The sequence below is a fragment of the Paracidovorax oryzae ATCC 19882 genome (genome assembly GCF_000687165.1).
Taxonomy (GTDB): Bacteria; Pseudomonadota; Gammaproteobacteria; order Burkholderiales; family Burkholderiaceae_C; genus Paracidovorax; species Paracidovorax oryzae.
The window spans coordinates 27,054-44,091 of sequence record NZ_JMKU01000021.1 but is presented as its reverse complement, the minus strand read 5'-3'; the positions used below and the strand labels follow the sequence as shown (position 1 = coordinate 44,091).

Below are 17,038 nucleotides of genomic sequence, written 5' to 3'. Positions count from 1 at the left end.
CAGACGCCGTGGAACCGGCTTTGCCGGGCCACTGGCGTCGTCCCCCTTGGGGGGAAGGCGCCGAAGGCGACTCAGGGGGGGTCAAAACTTCGGTATGCGGATCCGGCTGATCATGAGCGAGCCGGACACCGCGAACAGCAGCACGAAGGGGTGCAGCGTGAAGCCCCCCACCAGCAGCTTGCCGAACCACAGGTTCTCGCGCACGGCGCCGAGCGATGCGGCCAGCGCCATGAGCCCCACGAGCACGATGGACGTGGGGATCGGCGTGCCCTCGAAGTACTTCACCTTGCCCGAGCCTTCGGAGAGCGTTTCCGCCGTGACGTTGTAGCGCGCGAGGCGCGAGACGCCGCAGGCCACGAAGAAGGCCAGCACGATGCGGTCGTAGAGGCCCTGCATGCCGCAGGCGTAGGCGATGATGGCCGGCGCCACGCCGAAGGAGATCACGTCGGCCAGCGAATCCAGCTCGCGCCCCATGGCGGAGGACTTCTGCCGCCAGCGCGCGACGCGGCCGTCGAGCACATCGAAGATCAGGGCCGCCAATACCAGCGCGGCCGCGAAATACACGTGCCGCACATCGCCCGTCTCCATGAACGTCATGGAGGAGAACAGCGCCCCCACGCCGCACACGGCGTTGCCGAGCGTGAACCAGTCGGCCAGGTGGAACTCGCGGATCATCGAAAAACGCTTGGGGGCATGCGGTGTCATGGGCGGTCTTTCCTTCCTGGCGGTTCCTGCGGATGCTGCGGCGCGGGGCCGTCGGCCGATTATGGGACGGGGCCGGGGCCGGCCTCGTCAGGCATGTCCTACCGGCGTGCGCCCGGAGCCTGCTGGGGCGGCGCGCGCAGGGTTTCCAGGTGGATGCTCGTTTCCGTATTGCGGATGCCCTTGATGAGCCGGATGCGCTCCAGCGCCTGGGCCAGTTCGGCCAGGGACGCGACCTGCAGTTCGGCCAACAGATCCCACTGGCCATTGGTGGCGTGCAGGGACAAAACGCTCGGCTCGCCCAGCAGGGAGGCAGTGACGCGGCGCGCGTCGTTGCCCTCGATGGAAATGCTCATCCAGGCCTGCAGCCCCCCGGTCTCGCCCTCCGGCCGCAACCGCACGGTGTAGCCGACGATCGTTCCCGCGTCTTCCAGCTTGCGGATGCGATTGGTGACCGTGCCGCGCGACACGCCCAGGCGCGTTGCCAGCGTCGCCACGCTGGCGCGGGCGTTGTGGCGCAGGGCAGCGATGAGTTGCTGGTCGATGTTGTCCATAGTGGCAACGGATGCTGCCATAACGGCAGCTTCCTGCGCAATTGCGGTCAATCCTGGCGATTTGGATTGGTACACGCCTGTGGGAACCTCGTACACCAGCACCGAAGAGGCATGCCATGGACCGCACCCATACCTTCCGCCCCGCCCTGCACCGCGCCGTATCCACCGAATTCCTGGACGCACCGCGAGCCGCCGAACTGGTGGGGCGCACGGGCGTCACCGCCTGCCTGCGCGCCATCGCCCAGGCCATCGAGGCCGACTTCGCCCGGTGGAACGATTTCGACAAGACCGCCCGCACGGCCGCCCATTCGCCGCGCGGCGTGATCGAGCTCATGCCCGTGGCCGACACCCGGCCCGGCGGCGGCTATGCCTTCAAGTACGTCAACGGCCACCCGGCCAACACGCAGGACGGGCTGCCCACGGTGATGGCCTTCGGCGCCCTGGCGGACGTGGACACCGGCCTGCCGGTGTTCCTGAGTGAACTCACCCTGACCACCGCGCTGCGCACGGCCGCCACCTCGGCCGTGGCCGCCCGGCGGCTGGCCCGGCCGGACAGCCGCAGCATGGCGCTGATCGGCAACGGCTCGCAGGCCGAGTTCCAGGCGCTGGCGTTCTTCGGGCTGCTGGGCGTGCGCGAACTGCGGCTGTACGACACCGACCCCGCAGCCACGCGCAAGCTCGTGCGCAACCTCGGGCCCTATGCACGCGAGGGACTGCGCTGCGTGCCCTGCGCGAGCGTGCGCGAAGCGGTGCGCGGCGCCGACATCGTGACCACGGCGACGGCCGACAAGACCCGCGCCGCGATCGTGCAGGCCGACATGCTGGAGCCGGGCATGCACCTAAACGCCGTGGGTGGCGACTGCCCGGGCAAGACCGAGCTGGCACCGGAGGTGCTGCGGGCCGCCTCGGTCTTCGTGGAATACGAGCCGCAGACCCGCATCGAGGGGGACCTGCAGCAGATGCCCGCGGATTTCCCCGTCACCGAGCTCTGGCGCGTGCTGGCGGGCACCGCGCCCGGGCGCATCTCGCCCGGGCAGGTGACGGTGTTCGATTCGGTGGGCTTCGCGCTGGAGGATTACTCCGCCCTGCGCACCATGCGGGCCCTGGGCCAGGCGTCAGGGCTGCTGGACCGCATCGCCCTGGTGCCGGACCTGCCCGACCCGAAGGACCTGTACGCGCAGTTGCGCCCCTGGCTGCCCGAGGGCGCCGCGGGCGCGGCCGCGTCGGCGCCGCGCGCGCCCACCTTCGTGCACGAGGCGGCCTGATCTCCGACGCCCGCGCGCCGGTCCGCACCGCACAATGCCCGCAGCAGGAGAGACGCCCACCATGGACAACGCCCCCTTTCCACGCCCGGTCACGCTGATCGGCGTTCCCACCGATGTCGGTGCCGCGCGCCTGGGCGCGGCCATGGGCCCGGACGCGTTGCGCGTCGCCCAGCTCGGCCCGGCGCTCGAACGGCTGGGACTGGAGGTCGAGGATCTGGGCAACCTGCACGGCCCGCCGAATCCGCGCGGCGAGCGCACGGCCGAGGGCCTGCGCAACCTCGCCGAATGCGAGGCATGGAACCGTTCCACGCACGATGCGGTGTTCGCCCAGCTGCAGGCCGGGCGCCTGCCGGTGATGCTGGGTGGCGACCACAACCTCGCCATCGGCTCGATCAGCGCCGTGGCACGCCATTGCCGCGATACCGGCAAGCGGCTGCGCGTGCTCTGGCTGGACGCGCATTCCGACAGCAACACGCCGGAGATCTCGCCCAGCGGCAATGTGCACGGCGTGCCGGTGGCCAGCCTCTGCGGGCTCGGTCCGCCCGCGCTCGCAGGGCTCGGTGGCCCCGGGCCGGCGCTGCGCGGAGCGCAGATGTGCCAGATCGGGTTGCGCAGCGTGGATGCGGCCGAGAAGCGCATGATCCACGAACTGGGGCTGGAGGTGTACGACATGCGCGCGATCGACGAACTCGGCATGCGCGAAGTCATGCACCGTGCGCTCGCCGGGCTGGAGGACGACGCCGACGCGCACCTGCACCTGAGCTTCGATGTGGACTTTCTCGATCCGGAGATCGCCCCCGGCACCGGCACCACGGTGCGCGGCGGGCCGAACTACCGCGAGGCGCAGCTGTGCATGGAGATGATCGCGGACACGGGACGCCTGGCCTCGCTCGACATCGTGGAGCTCAACCCCGCGCTCGACATCCGCAACCAGACCGCCGAACTGGTGGTGGACCTGGTGGAAAGCCTGTTCGGCAAGAGCACGCTGGTGCGCGCGCCGGCCCCTGCCAGGCGGCGCTAGCCCCGCAGCTCAGGCCCCCGGGGCGCTGGCGATGGCAGCTGTGCGCGCCAGGTGCCGCCGCGCGAAATCCTCGTACCAGGCGAGGCAGCCGGGATTGGCCATGGCGTCGCGGTTCACCACCTTCTCCAGCGGCTGGCCGAGCAGCAGCTTCTTGATGGGCAGCTCCTGCTTCTTGCCCGTGAGGGTGCGCGGCACCTCGGCCACCTGCACGATCTCGTCGGGCACGAAGCGTGGCGACAGCGCGGTGCGGATGGCGCCCGCGATGCGCTCGCGCAGGGCATCGTCCAGCACGGCACCCTCGCGCAGCGCCACGAACAGCGGCATGTGGCTCTCGCGGCCCAGGTACTCCAGGTCCACCACCAGGCTGTCGAGCACCTCGGGCAACGCCTCCACCGCGCGGTAGAGCTCGCTGGTGCCCATGCGCAGGCCGTGGCGGTTGATGGTGGCGTCGCTGCGGCCGTAGATCACGCAGCGGCCTTCCGGGCCCACGCGCAGCCAGTCGCCGTGGCGCCAGACCGCGCCCATGGCGGCAGGCCCGTCGCCACCCCCGGGCCGGCGGCCGTGGCCGGGCGGGTACATGTCGAAGTAGCTCGCGAGGTAGCGCGGGCCCTGCGGATCGCCTGGCAGTGCCGGCGCTCCTGCCGGGGCATCGCCCCAGAAGTACAGGGGCATGGAGGGAATCGGCTGCGTGCAGACCAGTTCGCCCACCGCGCCGGTGACGGGCCGGCCCTCCTCGTCCCAGGCTTCGACGGCCGCACCCAGCATGCGGCACTGCATCTCGCCGGGCACCTGGGGCAGCTCGCGGTGGCCGCCGATGAAGGCGCCGCAGAAATCCGTGCCGCCGGAGATGTTGTCCCACCAGACCGGCTCGCCGCCGCCATCGCCTCCGGCCCGGGCCCGGATGCGCGCGAACTGCGCCGTGCCCCACTCCTGCACCTCGGGCGAGAGCGGCGAGCCGGTGGTGCCCAGGGCGCGGATGCGGGAGAGGTCACCGCAGGCCGGGAGATCGATCCCCGCCTTCATGCAGTTGGCATAGAAAGCGGCGCCCGCGCCGAAGAAGGTCACGCCGGTCTCGGCGGCGAAGCGCCAGAGCGTGCCCCAGTCGGGGCGCTCGCGGCTGCCGCCCGGGTTGCCGTCGTAGATGACGCAGGTGGTGCCCGAGAGCAGGCCGCTCGCCTGCGCGTTCCACATCACCCAGCCGGTGGAGCTGTACCAGTGGTATCGCTCGCCGAAAGAGTTGGGCGCGTGGCTCGGACCGATGTCGTTGTGCAGGCCCTTGAGCAGCAGCGCCACCAGCACCATGCCGCCGTGGCCGTGCACGATGGGCTTGGGCAGGCCCGTGGTGCCGCTGGAATAGACGATCCAGAGCGGGTGGTCGAACGGCAGCCAGAGCGGCTCGAACGACGCCACCGCGGCATCGTCCCGTGCGGTGGCCTGGGCATATTCCATGCAGCCGGGGATGGTGCCCGTGGTGCCGAGCTGGTCCACGACGACCACGTGCTCCAGCGTGGGCAGGGCCGCGCGCAGTTCGGCGAGCACGCCGCGGCGGTCGAGGTCGCGGCCGCCGTAGGTCACGCCGTCCACGGCGATCAGCGCCTTGGGTTCGATCTGCCGGAAACGGTCCAGCACCGCGGCCGTGCCCATGTCGGGGGCGCACACGCTCCAGATGGCGCCCAGGCTGGCCGTGGCCAGCAGGGCCACCATGGCCTCGGGGATATTGGGCAGGTAGGCCGCGACGCGGTCGCCCGGCCCCACGCCCTGCGCGCGCAGGTGCAGTGCCAGCGCCGCCACCTGCCGGCGCAGTTCGGGCCAGGACAGTTCGCGGTGCTCGCCGCGTTCGTTGCGGCTGATGACGGCCGGCTGGCCGGCCGCGTGCGCGGCATCGGCGTGCCGCAGCGCCTGGCGCGCGTAGTTCACCTGGGCACCCGGGAACCATTCGGCACCCGGCATGGTGTTGCGGGCCAGCACGGCGGTGTGCGGCGTGGGCGATTCGAGGCCGAAGTAATCCCAGATGCTCTGCCAGAAGGCGTCCAGGTCGGTCACGGACCAGCGCCAGAGGGCGTCGTAATCGTCGAACCGCAGGCCGCGCGTGTCGCGCAGCCAGTCCTGGTAGAGCCGGATCTGGGGAACGAAGGGAGCGAGCCCTTCGGTGGCCGCGTTGCGCGGCGGGGGGGTGGTTGTCTCCATGGCCACGCAGCGTACTGCGTGGGGCCCCGGCGTGTCACCGCCGGGGCGTCCCGGGCTTGACAGGCAGGCGCCCGGATCAGTCTTCCTTGAGTTCCTTCACGCTGGTGATCGCGTAGCGCTTCTCGCTGAGCTGCCGGGCCGGTTCGGGAATGCCGTAGTCGTTCCAGTGCGCGGCGCTCTCGTCCAGCTCGTGACCCCGCTCCTGGCAGCTCCAGTCGGTGTTGATGGCCTCCTGCGGGATGGGGCGGCCTTCGGGAACCACGAGGTAGGAATGCTTGCCGTCAGCTTCGGGCCGGCGGTAGATGTCGACGCGCATGGGAGGGATCCTTTGCTGTGGGGAGAGAAGTCCCCACTCTAGCCAACGCTCCGCGGCACCCCCGTAGGAAAACCCCCCGCCCCTGGCGGGAACGGAGGGAGGTTGCCGTAGCCCTTACTTCGCGGCCATGTCGCGCATGCGGTCGGCGCGGCCGGCCGGATCCGGGTGGGAGGACAGCATCTCGTCGAGGGCGCCGCCCTTGCCGCCGCCCTGGGCCGCCAGCTTGCGGAAGGCCGATTCCATCGCGCTCACCTTGTACTTGTGCTTCTTCATGAAGGCCAGGCCATAGTCGTCGGCGGCCGTCTCCTGGCTCTGCGAGAACTGGCTGTTGACCAGCTTTTCGCCCAGTGCGCCCAGGTCGCTGTCGGCCAGGGCGCCAACGCCGCCCGCTGCGGAAGCGGCCTTGCGGCCGGCGGAGGCGAGATAGGCGGTACGCATGGCGGCCAGCGAGTGCTGCAGCTTGACGTGGCCGATCTCGTGCCCGATGACGCCCAGCAGTTCCTGGTCGTTCATCATGTCCATCAGGCCGCTGTACACGCGGATCGAGCCGTCGGCCGTCGCGTCGGCGTTGACCTCGTTGGCGAGGTAGACCTTGAAGTTGAGCTTCATGCCGTCTTCATTGACGTGCTTCTTCGTGAGGCGGGCCAGGCGCTGTGCGTACTTGTTGTTGGCCGGCGCGACCTTCTCCGTACGCTCCTCGTAGGCGCGCAACTGCTGGGACACGGACTTGAGTTCGGCGTCCGACACCGTCGCCGCCTTGAACACGTCCGCGGCCGCGCCGATCTTGCTGTCGGTGCCGGAGCCGGTGCCACCGGTGCCCGCGGCTCCCAGCACGGAGCCGAGCGCGGAGCCGGCGGACGACGAAGATCCCGTGGAGCCACTGGTGGCGCAGCCGGCCAGGATCAGGGAGAGCGCAAGCGCGCCCAGGCGGAACGTATTCATGGTTTTATTACCCTCGTTGGAATGATGCGCCGCCCGAAGAAGGCCGGGCGTGGCCCGGGCCCGGCACCGGCGCGAGGCTGCGGCGGTGGGACGGCGGGCGGATTCTCTCCAGGGATGGAGTGCCGGGGCGGACTGGCAGGTACGTACTTGCATCTATTTGTATTTACCGCTTCAAGCGGGTAACACCCCACATCTCCCGGGAACTTTTGGCCATTTCGCCGCGCATGCATCGCGCCACCGGAGGCACATCTTGTTGCAAAAAACCGCCACCTCAGAGCGGCAGCGCGAACAGGCGGCCGGACAGCGGCGCGTTCGTGAGCATGTCCAGTGCCACGGGCTGGCGCGCGGTCGTCACGAAAAGGATGTCGCCGTCCGGCCCACCCACGGCCACGTCGGTCGGACAGGGCACGGGCAGTGCGGCCACGCGGTCGAGCCCGCCGTCCGGCAGGAAGCGCACCACGCTCCACCCGTCGCGCAGCGCGGTCCACACGCCGCCCTCGGCGTCGAAGGCGAGCCCGCTCACGCGTCCCGAGCCCTTGGGCATGGTGACCAGCCTCCGCACCACGCCGGGGCTGTCCGGGTGCATGTGCAGGATGGCGCCGGTGTCGGGTGCGGTGGCCAGCAGGGCACCGTCTCCGGCTCGCCAGCGCAGGCACTGCAGGGCTTCGGCCAGCCGCCAGAGCACCTCGACATGCCCCATGGCGTGCAGGCGCCCTACCGCGCTGCCGCCCTCGGCGGTCTCCACGGCGAGCCAGACGCCGCTGCCACCGCCATCGGTCCCGTCCAGGCACGCGGCCTGCACGATGGTGCCGTCCGGCCAGGCGAGCCACGGCTCGGGTTGCGCGGCTCCCGGACGCCAGCGCACGGCACTCCGCGCCCCGACCAGCGACACATCCTGCGGGCCGTGCACGAGCACGCCGGCAATGGGCTCTTCGCATTCCGCCAGGGCCTGGTCGGTGCCGGTCGGCAGGGCCGCCGTCCCGGCCTCGCGCGGCTCTCCCTCGGGGCCAGCCTGCGGCGACCAGGCGCGCAGCGCCGGGGCCAGGCTGTCCGCCCAGTACAGCAGGCCGGCCTCCGCGCACCAGTGGGGATGGGCGCCATGGAAGGCCCACGGCCCCGCCAGGGCGCACGCCACGGTGTCGGCCACCGGGGCACGGGTGCGCCCGAGCTGGGCACCCACCCGGCGGGCGGCCTCGGCCACTTCCGGCCCGAGCAGTTCCAGCCGCTCGGGCGTGAGGCGCCAGGCCGGACCGGCCACGCTGAGCGCCCCGCGCACCTGGCCCTGCCGATCCACGATGGGGGCGCCGACGCAGCGCACGCCGGGCACGATCTCCTCGTCGTCGATAGCGTAGCCGCGCGCCGCCGTCACGCGCAGTTCCGCCTGCAGACGGCGCCGGTCGGTGATGGTGCGCGGCGTGGCGGCCTTCAGGGAAAGGCCCTTCAACAGGGTGTCCCGCTCGGGCTCGCTCAGCGCCGACAGGATGGCCTTGCCCTGGCTGGTGCAATGCACCGGCTTGCGCTGGCCCAGCGCGCTGGAAGAGCGCTCGCTGTGCGCCCCGTCGCAGCGCTCGAGCGATACGACTTCCCGGCCGTCGAGGGCCGCGAGGTAGGAGGTTTCACCCGTCAGGTCCCGCAGCGCCCGCAACTCCAGCGCCGCGGCCGCGGCGAGGTCGGGCATGGCGTAGGCCTGCCGCGCCATCTCGAAGCAGCGCATGCCCAGGCAATAGACCTTGCGCAGCGGGTCGCGCCGCAGCAGCCCGCGCGCCACCATGGCGGCGAGCAGGCGGTAGGCGGTGGTGCGCGGCAGCCCGAAGCGCTCGGACAGCTCGGCCTGGCTCAGTCCATCGGGTGCGGCGCCGACCGCATCCAGGAGATCGAGGGCCTTTTCAAGGGCCGCGGTGCCTTCGCTGGAAGACGAGGCCATGGTTTGTCTCAGATAGTGGTACTTCCCGCGACTGTAGCGACCCCGCCCGGATGCCGGTGTCACGGGTGCTCGCTACGATCTGCCGGCAGGACGCTGCGGGCCGGAATTCCGCACCGGCTTTCCATCCCTTGAGACAGCCCCGGCCCCCTTTCCCAGGAGACATTCCATGACCACGCCCGACACCCTGCAATCCATCGACGCGCGCACCGGCCAGCCCCACGGCGATGCCTGGAACGCGTCCACGCCGGCCGCCATCGACGCCGCCGTGGCCGCTGCCGCACAGGCGGCAGACGCCTTTGCCGCCCGCAGCGCAGCCGACCGCGCGGGGCTGCTGCGTGCCCTGGCCGACGCCGTGGAATCGCAGCGCGAAACCCTGGTGCCCATCGCCGACCGCGAGACCGCCCTGGGCCCGGTCCGCCTGAACGGGGAACTGGACCGCACCGCCTTCCAGTTGCGCGGCTTTGCCGCCGAGCTGGAGCGGGGCGCTGCGCACGCGGTGGTGGACGATCCCGCGGTGCCCGGCGCGCCGCCGGCCGGCCGGCCGCACCTCACCCGCGTGCGCGTGCCCGTGGGGCCCGTCGCCATGTTCTCGGCGAGCAATTTCCCGTTCGCGTTCTCGGTGCTGGGCGGGGACACCGCTTCGGCGCTGGCGGCCGGCTGCCCGGTGGTCGTGAAGGCGCACCCGGCCCATCCGGATCTGTCACGCCAGACGGCACGCATCGCGCAGCAGGTGGTGGCGGCGCAGGGCCTGCCCGGAGGGATCTTCCAGTTCGTGGAAGGCGGATCGGTGGCCACCGGCGTGCAGCTCGTGCAGGCGCCGGCCATCGCCGCCGTGGCCTTCACAGGCTCGTTCAAGGGCGGTACCGCCCTGGCCCGGGTGGCGGCGGAACGCCCCCGGCCGATTCCCTTCTACGGCGAACTGGGCTCGGTGAACCCCCTCATCGCCCTGCCCGCGGCACTGCAGGCCCAGGGCGCCGCGCTGGCGGAAACCCTGGCCGGCTCGATCTGCCTCGGCGCGGGCCAGTTCTGCACCAGCCCCGGCGTGATCGTGGTCCGCCGTGATGCCCCGGGCGATGCGTTCGTGCAGGCGCTGGCGGACAAGCTCCAGGCGCTCGCGCCGCACGCCATGCTCTCGGCGGGCATCCGCGCGCACTTCGATCACGGGGTGGGCGCATGGAGGGCCCACGGCAAGGTCAGGCCGCTGGTGGACGGCACGGCCGCGCCCGGCGCCACGCCGCGCCCCTTCCTGGCCGAGGTGCAGGCGGCGGATTTCATCGCCGACGCTGCGCTGCACGAGGAAGTCTTCGGCTCCGCCGCCCTGGTGGTGCGCACGGGCTCGGCCCAGGAGACGATCGACGTGCTGCGCGCCGTCGGCGGCTCCCTCACGGTCACGCTCTGGGGCGCGGACGACGACACGGAAGACAACCGCGCGCTGGTGCGCACCGCCACCCAGGTGGCGGGCCGCGTGCTCTTTGCCGGCGTGCCCACGGGCGTGGCCGTCACCGCCGCCCAGCACCATGGCGGCCCCTACCCCGCCAGCACCGCGCCCTTCACCACGTCGGTGGGCCATGCGGCGATGGACCGCTTCCTGCGCCCCGTGGCGCTGCAGGATGCGCCGCGGTGGCTGGCAGCGCGCAATGGAGTGCCCTGCTGAGAGGCACCAGGCGACGGCCGCAAAGGCTTCATGGCGCGCGCCGACGCTGCCCGGCCGGCTTTGGCCTGCCTTCCCCCGCGCGGCTGCCGCTCGCTCCCTGCGGTCCGGGAAGCACCAGCGCCTGCGTGCGCTGGTCGCAGTCCTGCAATTGCCGGATCGCGGCCAGCGAAGCACCCAGCGCCGCCGCCATCAGGGGCCGGTTTTCACGCAAAGGCTGTAGTTGCAGGGCCTTTTTGTTCAGATCCGTCATCCATGCAATGAGCTCGTGGAGCGTGGTCCGGTTCATTTGCAGAGCCTGGGCAAGCCTGCTGCCGGGCGGAGTTACCTCGATTTCCTGGTTCTGCACGGCAGCATAGATCCGACTGACGACGAGCGTACTCTCCAGTTGCATGCGCCAGTCCATCATGCCGCACCAGTCGGCCAGGAGTTGGCGCTCGTCACCGGCGCGCTTGCCTCCATCGCCCCGGATTTCCGACTGCAATTCAGCCTCCCGGGCAACCACGAGACGCGACGCGGATATGAAGAGCGCCCGGATGGCCTCTACTTTGGTATTGAGCTTTGCCGGTGAAAGGCGCCGGAGATCCTGTATCCGCTGCTGCGCATTGGTTCGGGCCTGGAACACCTGCTGTATGGTTTTCAATGCCGCATTCATCTGCAGGCCCCGCCGCCGGACTTCCCGGGCCAGTGACATCACATGCATGGCATCGGTTCCTGCCGCGTACTCCGGCCCGGGGACCGGAGCGTCCAGGTCCACACTGATCGCGCGTTGAGCGAACTCGGCCACCCTGGCAGTCCGCGAGGACGTGGAAGCGGGCAGCAGGAGGGAGGGGGTTTCCTGCCACAGGGCGAGCAACGTGCCAGAGCCTTTTGCCGCATAGGCCATGGCCTCCAGAGTCGCCTTCGCGCAATGGAACTCCTGCACGGCTTCCGGCGACATCTCCCGCGGCATGGTGATACTCGGCCGAGGCAGCGCGTCCACCTCCCGCGCAATGGACCGCAAAGACTCCAGCAGCGCATTCTCAGCGGATGCATCGCCTGTGGAGGTTGCTTGCGGCGCCGGCCTCTGCCCGGGCTCTGCCTCCTGCGCGAGGGCCGGCGTGAAGGCGAAATGCCAGCTCTGGAACAGTTCGACCCCCAGCCGATCGGCTGCCGCCTCCAAGGTGGGCCGGGACTGCGCGAACAACTGCGAAACATCCACGGCATGCGTTCGCACTGCCGCCGACAGGCACAGAACATGGGCGGCATCGCAATGTCCGGCCAACGTCCGCAGCGGTTCGACCATCGCACCCCGGGCCACCGACCGGGCGGACTTGGCCACGGTCTGGAGCCGTTCGGCCCGCTGCATGGCGGCAAGGGTTTCGCCAGGAGGCGTGCCGAGCAGTTCACAGGCGTTGGCGAGGGTGAAGAAGCCTTGCAGGCGCATCTCCGTGGACACCCCCGCGTCGATGCCTTCGGCCGCGGCGGGCAGCGGCAGAGTCTTCAGCAACGCTCCGGCAGCACGGGCCCAGGATGCCAGCTGCGGCAAATCGAGGGCCGGCACCTCGCTCGAGGAGCCGGAACGGGCCGCCCCCCCCAGCAAAGCCGACCCACTTTGCCAAAGCGCCAGGAAGGCTTCATCGAGCAAGGCTTGCGCCTCCCGCCCATGGGCCTGCGCCTGGGCGGTGGCGAGCTCGCGCAGGGTGGCGATGGTAGCGGCTGAGCGTTCACGCTCCGCTGCGGTCCACTGCTCCAACGAGCGCTCCAGGACGCGGGGCAGGCTCGCTGCCGTCTGCAGCAGGCCGCAGAGCTGGCGCAGGCGCTCCAATTGCCTCAGCCCCGGCAACAGGCCGGACTCCGCGGCAGCAGACTTCGCCCGGTTGCGCAACGGCTCCAGGGAGTCCAACAGGAGCCCGAAAGAGCGCCGCAAGGATGCCTCTCTCCAGGCAGGAGCCCGGACAGCGTTGCCGGGGGCCGCACGCAGGGCATCGGCAGCCGCCTGTGTTTCAGGCGAGGCATCGGGCAGGGCATCGCCCCAGGCTGCGCGCAGGCGTCGGGCCATGGCCTCCAGCGCCTCTGCATCCGCGATGAAACATTCCGTCCATTCCTTCTGCCGAAGCGCACGGTCCGCCGCGGACAGTTCCGGAAACGCGGGTACTGAGAGCTCTCCACTTTGAAGACGTTCAAGACGCAATGCCGCGGCCCGGGTCATGCCCGCCAGCTCCCGGCAGAGCACGGTGTCCATTTCGTACCGGGGGGGAGTCTCCGGAACGGCGGCGGCATCCGCGTCCAGGTAATCGCACGCTTGACGAAGGCATTGAACCAGATGCGTCTGGCAGCCCATCTGGAGGCGGAAGTCCAGCATGGGGTGGAAGCGGGATCGCCGCGCCGCCCAGAACACCGGGCGCCTGGCAAGGAGCTGGCGTTCCGCAGCCTCGCAGGATGCCCTAGCGGCGTGGATTTGCCCATCCCCTGCATCGGCATCGGGATGGAGCTTGAAAAAAATCGCCTGCGCCGCGCCGTAATGCTCAGCGGCGGCGCGCCAGGCGGAGGCGGCGTCCATCAGTCTGCGATGCACCTGCTGGAACTCGGGCGGAACACGGTAGCCTCCCAGCGCACGGATCACCTCGGCCGTACCCGGCAGGCGCTGCAATGCAGCAGCATGGGAGGCCGCTGCATCCGCCATGCGAACCATGGCATGCAGATCCTGGTCGGAGCGGGCCTGCTCGACCGCCCGGGCGATGGATGCGGTGCGCTGCGCGGCCGCCAGCGCTGCAGGGCCATCATCTGCGATAACCTGGAAGTCGGGCTCGTCGCTTCCGCCGTCATGTTCCACGTCATGCGGGACCGCCGGGTTCCCCGGAACGGGAGAGAAAATGCGCGGGGACCGCGGCAAGTGGAAAGGCAGCACCGCGCGGGGCGGCCGGATGCCGGCTTGGCGGCGTTGCGTGCCGGATGCCGTGTGGCGGGCAGGAAGCGCACGCCGCAGGGCGTCCATGGAGGGCCCGGACAGGGCGCCATCGTCCTGCGTCGGCATGGACCTCGCGGCAGGGTCATGCGGCTCTGCGCGCTTTTCCTGCGGACGGAGAGGGGTCGAAATACCTGGGAGACGCGGAATCATGGAATGCCATTTTTTGCACGGACAGCGAGATTGGAAGCTCCCGGCCCGAACCGTCCCCCACCAGCCGAAAAGGTAGGGGAACTTGCGAAGCTTGATGCATGGCAATGGCGGACCCGCGCCGCCGTGCCCACAATCGAGCCTTCCATCGACCACACCCGAGATGCCTGCTCCCTCCTCCGACCCGCCTGCCCTGTCCCCACCGGCCTTGGCTGCGCACGATTGCGATGTCCTGGTCGTGGGCGGCGGCCCCGCCGGCCTGTCGCTCGCAGTCTCGCTGGCGCAGGCAGGTTTCACGGCCACGGTGGTGGAGCGCCAGCCGGATGCCGCGCTGGCCGAACCGGCGCCGGACGGCCGGGAGATCGCGCTCACCCACCCCAGTGCGGACACGCTGCGGCGCCTGGGTTCCTGGCAGCGCCTGCTGCCGCACGAGATCGGGCGCATCCACGCAGCGCAGGTGCACGACGGCCCCGTGGGCGGCGCGCAGCCGCTGCGCCTGCAGACCGGGCGCGGCCCGGGCCACCTGGGCTGGATCGTTCCCAACCACGCCCTGCGGCGCACGGCGCACGCCGCGGCCCTGGCCACGCCGGGCGTGCGGCTGCTGGCCGGCCGGCAGGTGGCGCACGTGGCCGTGTCGCAGGACGCGGCGGAACTGGAATGCGCGCCTGCCGGCGACAGGCTGGATGGCGCAGCACCCCTGCGGCTGCGCGCGCGCCTGCTGGTGGCGGCGGACAGCCGCTTTTCCGCCACGCGGCGGCAGTTGGGGATCGGCGCGGCGAGCACCGATTTCGGGCGCACGGTCATCGTCTGCCGCATGCACCACGCGCTGGCGGGGGACGGCACCGCGCACGAATGCTTCGGCTATGCCCGCACGCTGGCCATCCTGCCGCTGGCGCCCGACCCCGGCACGGGCGAGCCCCTGTGCTCGGTGGTGGTCACCACCCGCACCGATGACGCCACCGCACTGCTCGCGCTGCCACCGGCCGATTTCGCCGCCCAGGTGCAGGCGCAGTTCGGCGACCGCCTCGGCGCGATGCGGCTGGCCGGCGAACGCCATGCCTATCCGCTGGTCGCCGTCTATGCCCGGCGCTTCAGCGGCCACCGCTGCGCACTGCTGGGCGATGCCGCCGTGGGCATGCATCCGGTGACCGCGCATGGCTACAACCTGGGCCTCGCGGGCGTGGAGCGGCTGACCGCCGCGCTGGCGCATGCGCGCGATACGGGCCGCGACATCGGTGACGCCGGCCTGCTGGAGCGGCACTACGCGCGGGCACACCACCGCCATGCCTGGCCGCTGTACGAGGGCACGAACGCCATCGTGCGGCTCTATACCGACGACCGCCCGCTGCCGCGCCTGCTGCGGCGCGTGGTGCTGCAGGGCGCCCGCCGGCTCGCCCCCGTGCAGGCGGCGATCGTGGGGCAGTTGATGGGAACGGCGCCCGAGGCCGGCGCCTGGGCGCCCGAGGCCGGCGCCTGGGCGCCCGGCCCCGCGGGGCACTGAACTTTCCCGCCACGGCGGACTCCGCCATGCCGCCCCTCGCGCGGCATTTCGTGTGCGGCGACGGCATGGCCCGGCCTTTTGTCACGAGGACCGGCTACCCTATGCGCCCTTTCCGGTTCCGCACACCATGAAAAACCAAGCGTCCCGCGAATTCTTTCCACGCCAGGTCGTGGATGCCGGCCCCAACCGCTGGGACTGGGCCCTGCTGCCGCTGGTGCTGGCGGGCGTGGTGCTGCTGGCCTATGGGGCGGCGCAGATGGCCCGGCCCTTCGAGATGGGCGACGTGATCCCGCTCTCGCTGGACCCCTGGCAGCTGCCGTACTACCTGCTGCGCACCACGCTGCGCATGTTCATCGCGCTGGGTGCATCGCTCATCTTCGCCTGCGTGTTCGCGGTGCTGGCGGCCAAATACCGGCTGGCCGAACGGGTGCTGGTGCCCCTGCTGGACATCCTGCAGTCCATTCCCATCCTGGGGTTCCTGTCGATCACGGTGACGGGCTTCATCGCCCTTTTCCCGGGCAGCCTGCTGGGCGTGGAGTGCGCGGCCATCTTCGCCATCTTCACCTCGCAGGCCTGGAACATGGCCTTCAGCCTCTACCAGTCGCTGCGCACCGTGCCGGCGGAGCTGCAGGAGGCCGCCCGGGTGTTCCAGCTTTCGGGCTGGCAGCGCTTCTGGCGGCTGGAGTTGCCCTTCGCCATGCCGGGGCTGCTGTGGAACATGATGATGTCGATGTCCGGCGGCTGGTTCTTCGTGGTGGCGTCGGAGGCGATTTCCGTCTCGCACCAGGACATCAAGCTGCCCGGCGTGGGCTCCTACATCGCCATGGCCATCGAGGCGCGCGACCTGCCGGCCATCGGCTGGGCCATCGCCTGCATGCTGGTGGCCATCCTGCTCTATGACCAACTGCTCTTCCGTCCGCTGGTCGCCTGGGCCGACAAGTTCCGCTTCGAGGAAGGCAGCGCCGATGCGGCCCCCCGCTCCTGGCTGCTGGACTGGCTGCGCCGTGCGCGCGCCACGCAGACCGTGGCCGGCTGGTGCCAGCGGCAGCTGGGCCGCACGCTCACGCTGTTCAAGCGCAGCCACGACGGCACCTCGATCCGCGCCCGCCCGCCCGCGCCTTCGGCCCGCGCCGAGCGCGTATGGGACGCAGTGCTGGCCGCGGGGGTGCTCTTCGCCATCGCGCGGCTGGTGCAGTTCGTCCATACCGAGGTGGGCTGGCACGAGGTGGTGCACGTCTTCACCCTGGGCGGCTACACCCTGGTGCGCGTGATGGTGCTGATCGCGCTGGCGGCCGTGGTGTGGGTGCCCATCGGCGTGTGGATCGGCATGAACCCGCGCTGGGCGGGGCGGCTGCAGGCGGTGGCGCAGTTCCTGGCCGCCTTCCCGGCCAACCTGTTCTTTCCCGTGGCGGTGATGCTGGCGGTGCACTGGAAGCTGAACCCGGACGTGTGGCTGTCGCCCCTGATGATCCTGGGCACGCAGTGGTACATCCTCTTTAACGTGATCGCGGGCGCCTCCAGCATCCCCAACGAACTGCGCCTGGCCGCGCAGAACCTGGGCCTCTCGGGCTGGCTCAAGTGGAAGCGCTACCTGCTGCCCGCCGTGTTCCCCAGCTTCGTGACCGGTGCCATCACCGCCAGCGGCGGCTCGTGGAACGCCAGCATCGTGGCCGAATACGTGACCTGGGGCGACACCACGCTGCAGGCCCGGGGCCTGGGCAGCTACATCGCGCAGATGACGGCCGCCGGCGACTTCCCGCGCATCGCGCTGGGCATCGGCGCGATGGTGGTCTTCGTGATGGGGCTGAACCACTTCCTGTGGCGGCGCTTCTACCGCCTCGCAGAAGACCGTATGCATTTCTGACCCGCCACGAACGC

Annotated in this window: 12 protein-coding genes; 5 read left to right on the top strand and 7 right to left on the bottom strand. The window is 70.9% G+C overall.

Features of this window, described 5'->3' with window-relative positions:
* Window positions 1-81 precede the first annotated feature (81 nt).
* Window positions 82-705, bottom strand: coding sequence for a CDP-diacylglycerol--serine O-phosphatidyltransferase (gene pssA, locus T336_RS0116590; protein WP_019700399.1), 624 nt, complete (start codon window positions 703-705; stop codon window positions 82-84).
* Window positions 706-803: 98 nt separating this feature from the next.
* Window positions 804-1,256 (bottom strand): Lrp/AsnC family transcriptional regulator, encoded by a 453-nt coding sequence (locus T336_RS0116585; RefSeq protein ID WP_013592669.1) that lies wholly within the window; start codon window positions 1,254-1,256, stop codon window positions 804-806.
* 116 nt (window positions 1,257-1,372) lie between these two features.
* Here T336_RS0116585 and ocd point away from each other — a divergent pair, with 116 nt between their 5' ends.
* Window positions 1,373-2,521 carry an ornithine cyclodeaminase gene (gene ocd, locus T336_RS0116580; protein WP_026433403.1) on the top strand — a complete coding sequence of 383 codons (1,149 nt, stop codon included), beginning with the start codon at window positions 1,373-1,375 and terminating at the stop codon, window positions 2,519-2,521.
* Window positions 2,522-2,582: 61 nt separating this feature from the next.
* Window positions 2,583-3,542 (top strand): arginase, encoded by a 960-nt coding sequence (rocF, locus tag T336_RS0116575; RefSeq protein ID WP_026433402.1) that lies wholly within the window; start codon window positions 2,583-2,585, stop codon window positions 3,540-3,542.
* Window positions 3,543-3,551: 9 nt separating this feature from the next.
* On the opposite strand, the gene T336_RS0116570 is transcribed toward rocF, so the two are convergent.
* From T336_RS0116570 to T336_RS0116555, 4 genes are all read right to left on the bottom strand, one after another.
* A complete protein-coding gene (locus T336_RS0116570; protein WP_026433401.1) occupies window positions 3,552-5,729 on the bottom strand; it encodes an acetoacetate--CoA ligase in 2,178 nt (725 codons plus the stop codon).
* Between the two features lie 76 nt (window positions 5,730-5,805).
* The gene (locus tag T336_RS0116565) at window positions 5,806-6,045 is read right to left on the bottom strand and encodes a DUF6139 family protein (RefSeq protein ID WP_013592665.1); all 240 of its coding nucleotides are present in this window, start codon (window positions 6,043-6,045) and stop codon (window positions 5,806-5,808) included.
* Window positions 6,046-6,159: 114 nt separating this feature from the next.
* The gene (locus T336_RS0116560; protein ID WP_026433400.1) at window positions 6,160-6,987 is read right to left on the bottom strand and encodes a M48 family metalloprotease; all 828 of its coding nucleotides are present in this window, start codon (window positions 6,985-6,987) and stop codon (window positions 6,160-6,162) included.
* A gap of 271 nt (window positions 6,988-7,258) precedes the next feature.
* Complete coding sequence (locus T336_RS0116555) at window positions 7,259-8,911, bottom strand: IclR family transcriptional regulator domain-containing protein (protein ID WP_026433399.1); 1,653 nt, start codon at window positions 8,909-8,911, stop codon at window positions 7,259-7,261.
* A gap of 166 nt (window positions 8,912-9,077) precedes the next feature.
* Between T336_RS0116555 and T336_RS0116550 the strand changes: the two genes are divergently transcribed.
* On the top strand, window positions 9,078-10,565 hold the full coding sequence (locus T336_RS0116550; RefSeq protein ID WP_026433398.1) for an aldehyde dehydrogenase (NADP(+)): 1,488 nt from the start codon (window positions 9,078-9,080) through the stop codon (window positions 10,563-10,565).
* Window positions 10,566-10,593: 28 nt separating this feature from the next.
* Here T336_RS0116550 and xopU read toward each other — a convergent pair whose 3' ends face one another.
* Window positions 10,594-13,578 carry a type III secretion system effector protein XopU gene (gene xopU / locus T336_RS0116545; protein WP_084151450.1) on the bottom strand — a complete coding sequence of 995 codons (2,985 nt, stop codon included), beginning with the start codon at window positions 13,576-13,578 and terminating at the stop codon, window positions 10,594-10,596.
* 244 nt (window positions 13,579-13,822) lie between these two features.
* Between xopU and ubiM the strand changes: the two genes are divergently transcribed.
* Together ubiM and T336_RS0116535 are read left to right on the top strand one after the other, a co-directional pair.
* A complete protein-coding gene (gene ubiM, locus T336_RS0116540; protein ID WP_026433396.1) occupies window positions 13,823-15,160 on the top strand; it encodes a 5-demethoxyubiquinol-8 5-hydroxylase UbiM in 1,338 nt (445 codons plus the stop codon).
* A gap of 127 nt (window positions 15,161-15,287) precedes the next feature.
* Window positions 15,288-17,024: an ABC transporter permease gene (locus T336_RS0116535; RefSeq protein ID WP_026433395.1), complete on the top strand. Its 1,737-nt coding sequence runs from the start codon at window positions 15,288-15,290 to the stop codon at window positions 17,022-17,024.
* Window positions 17,025-17,038 lie beyond the last annotated feature (14 nt).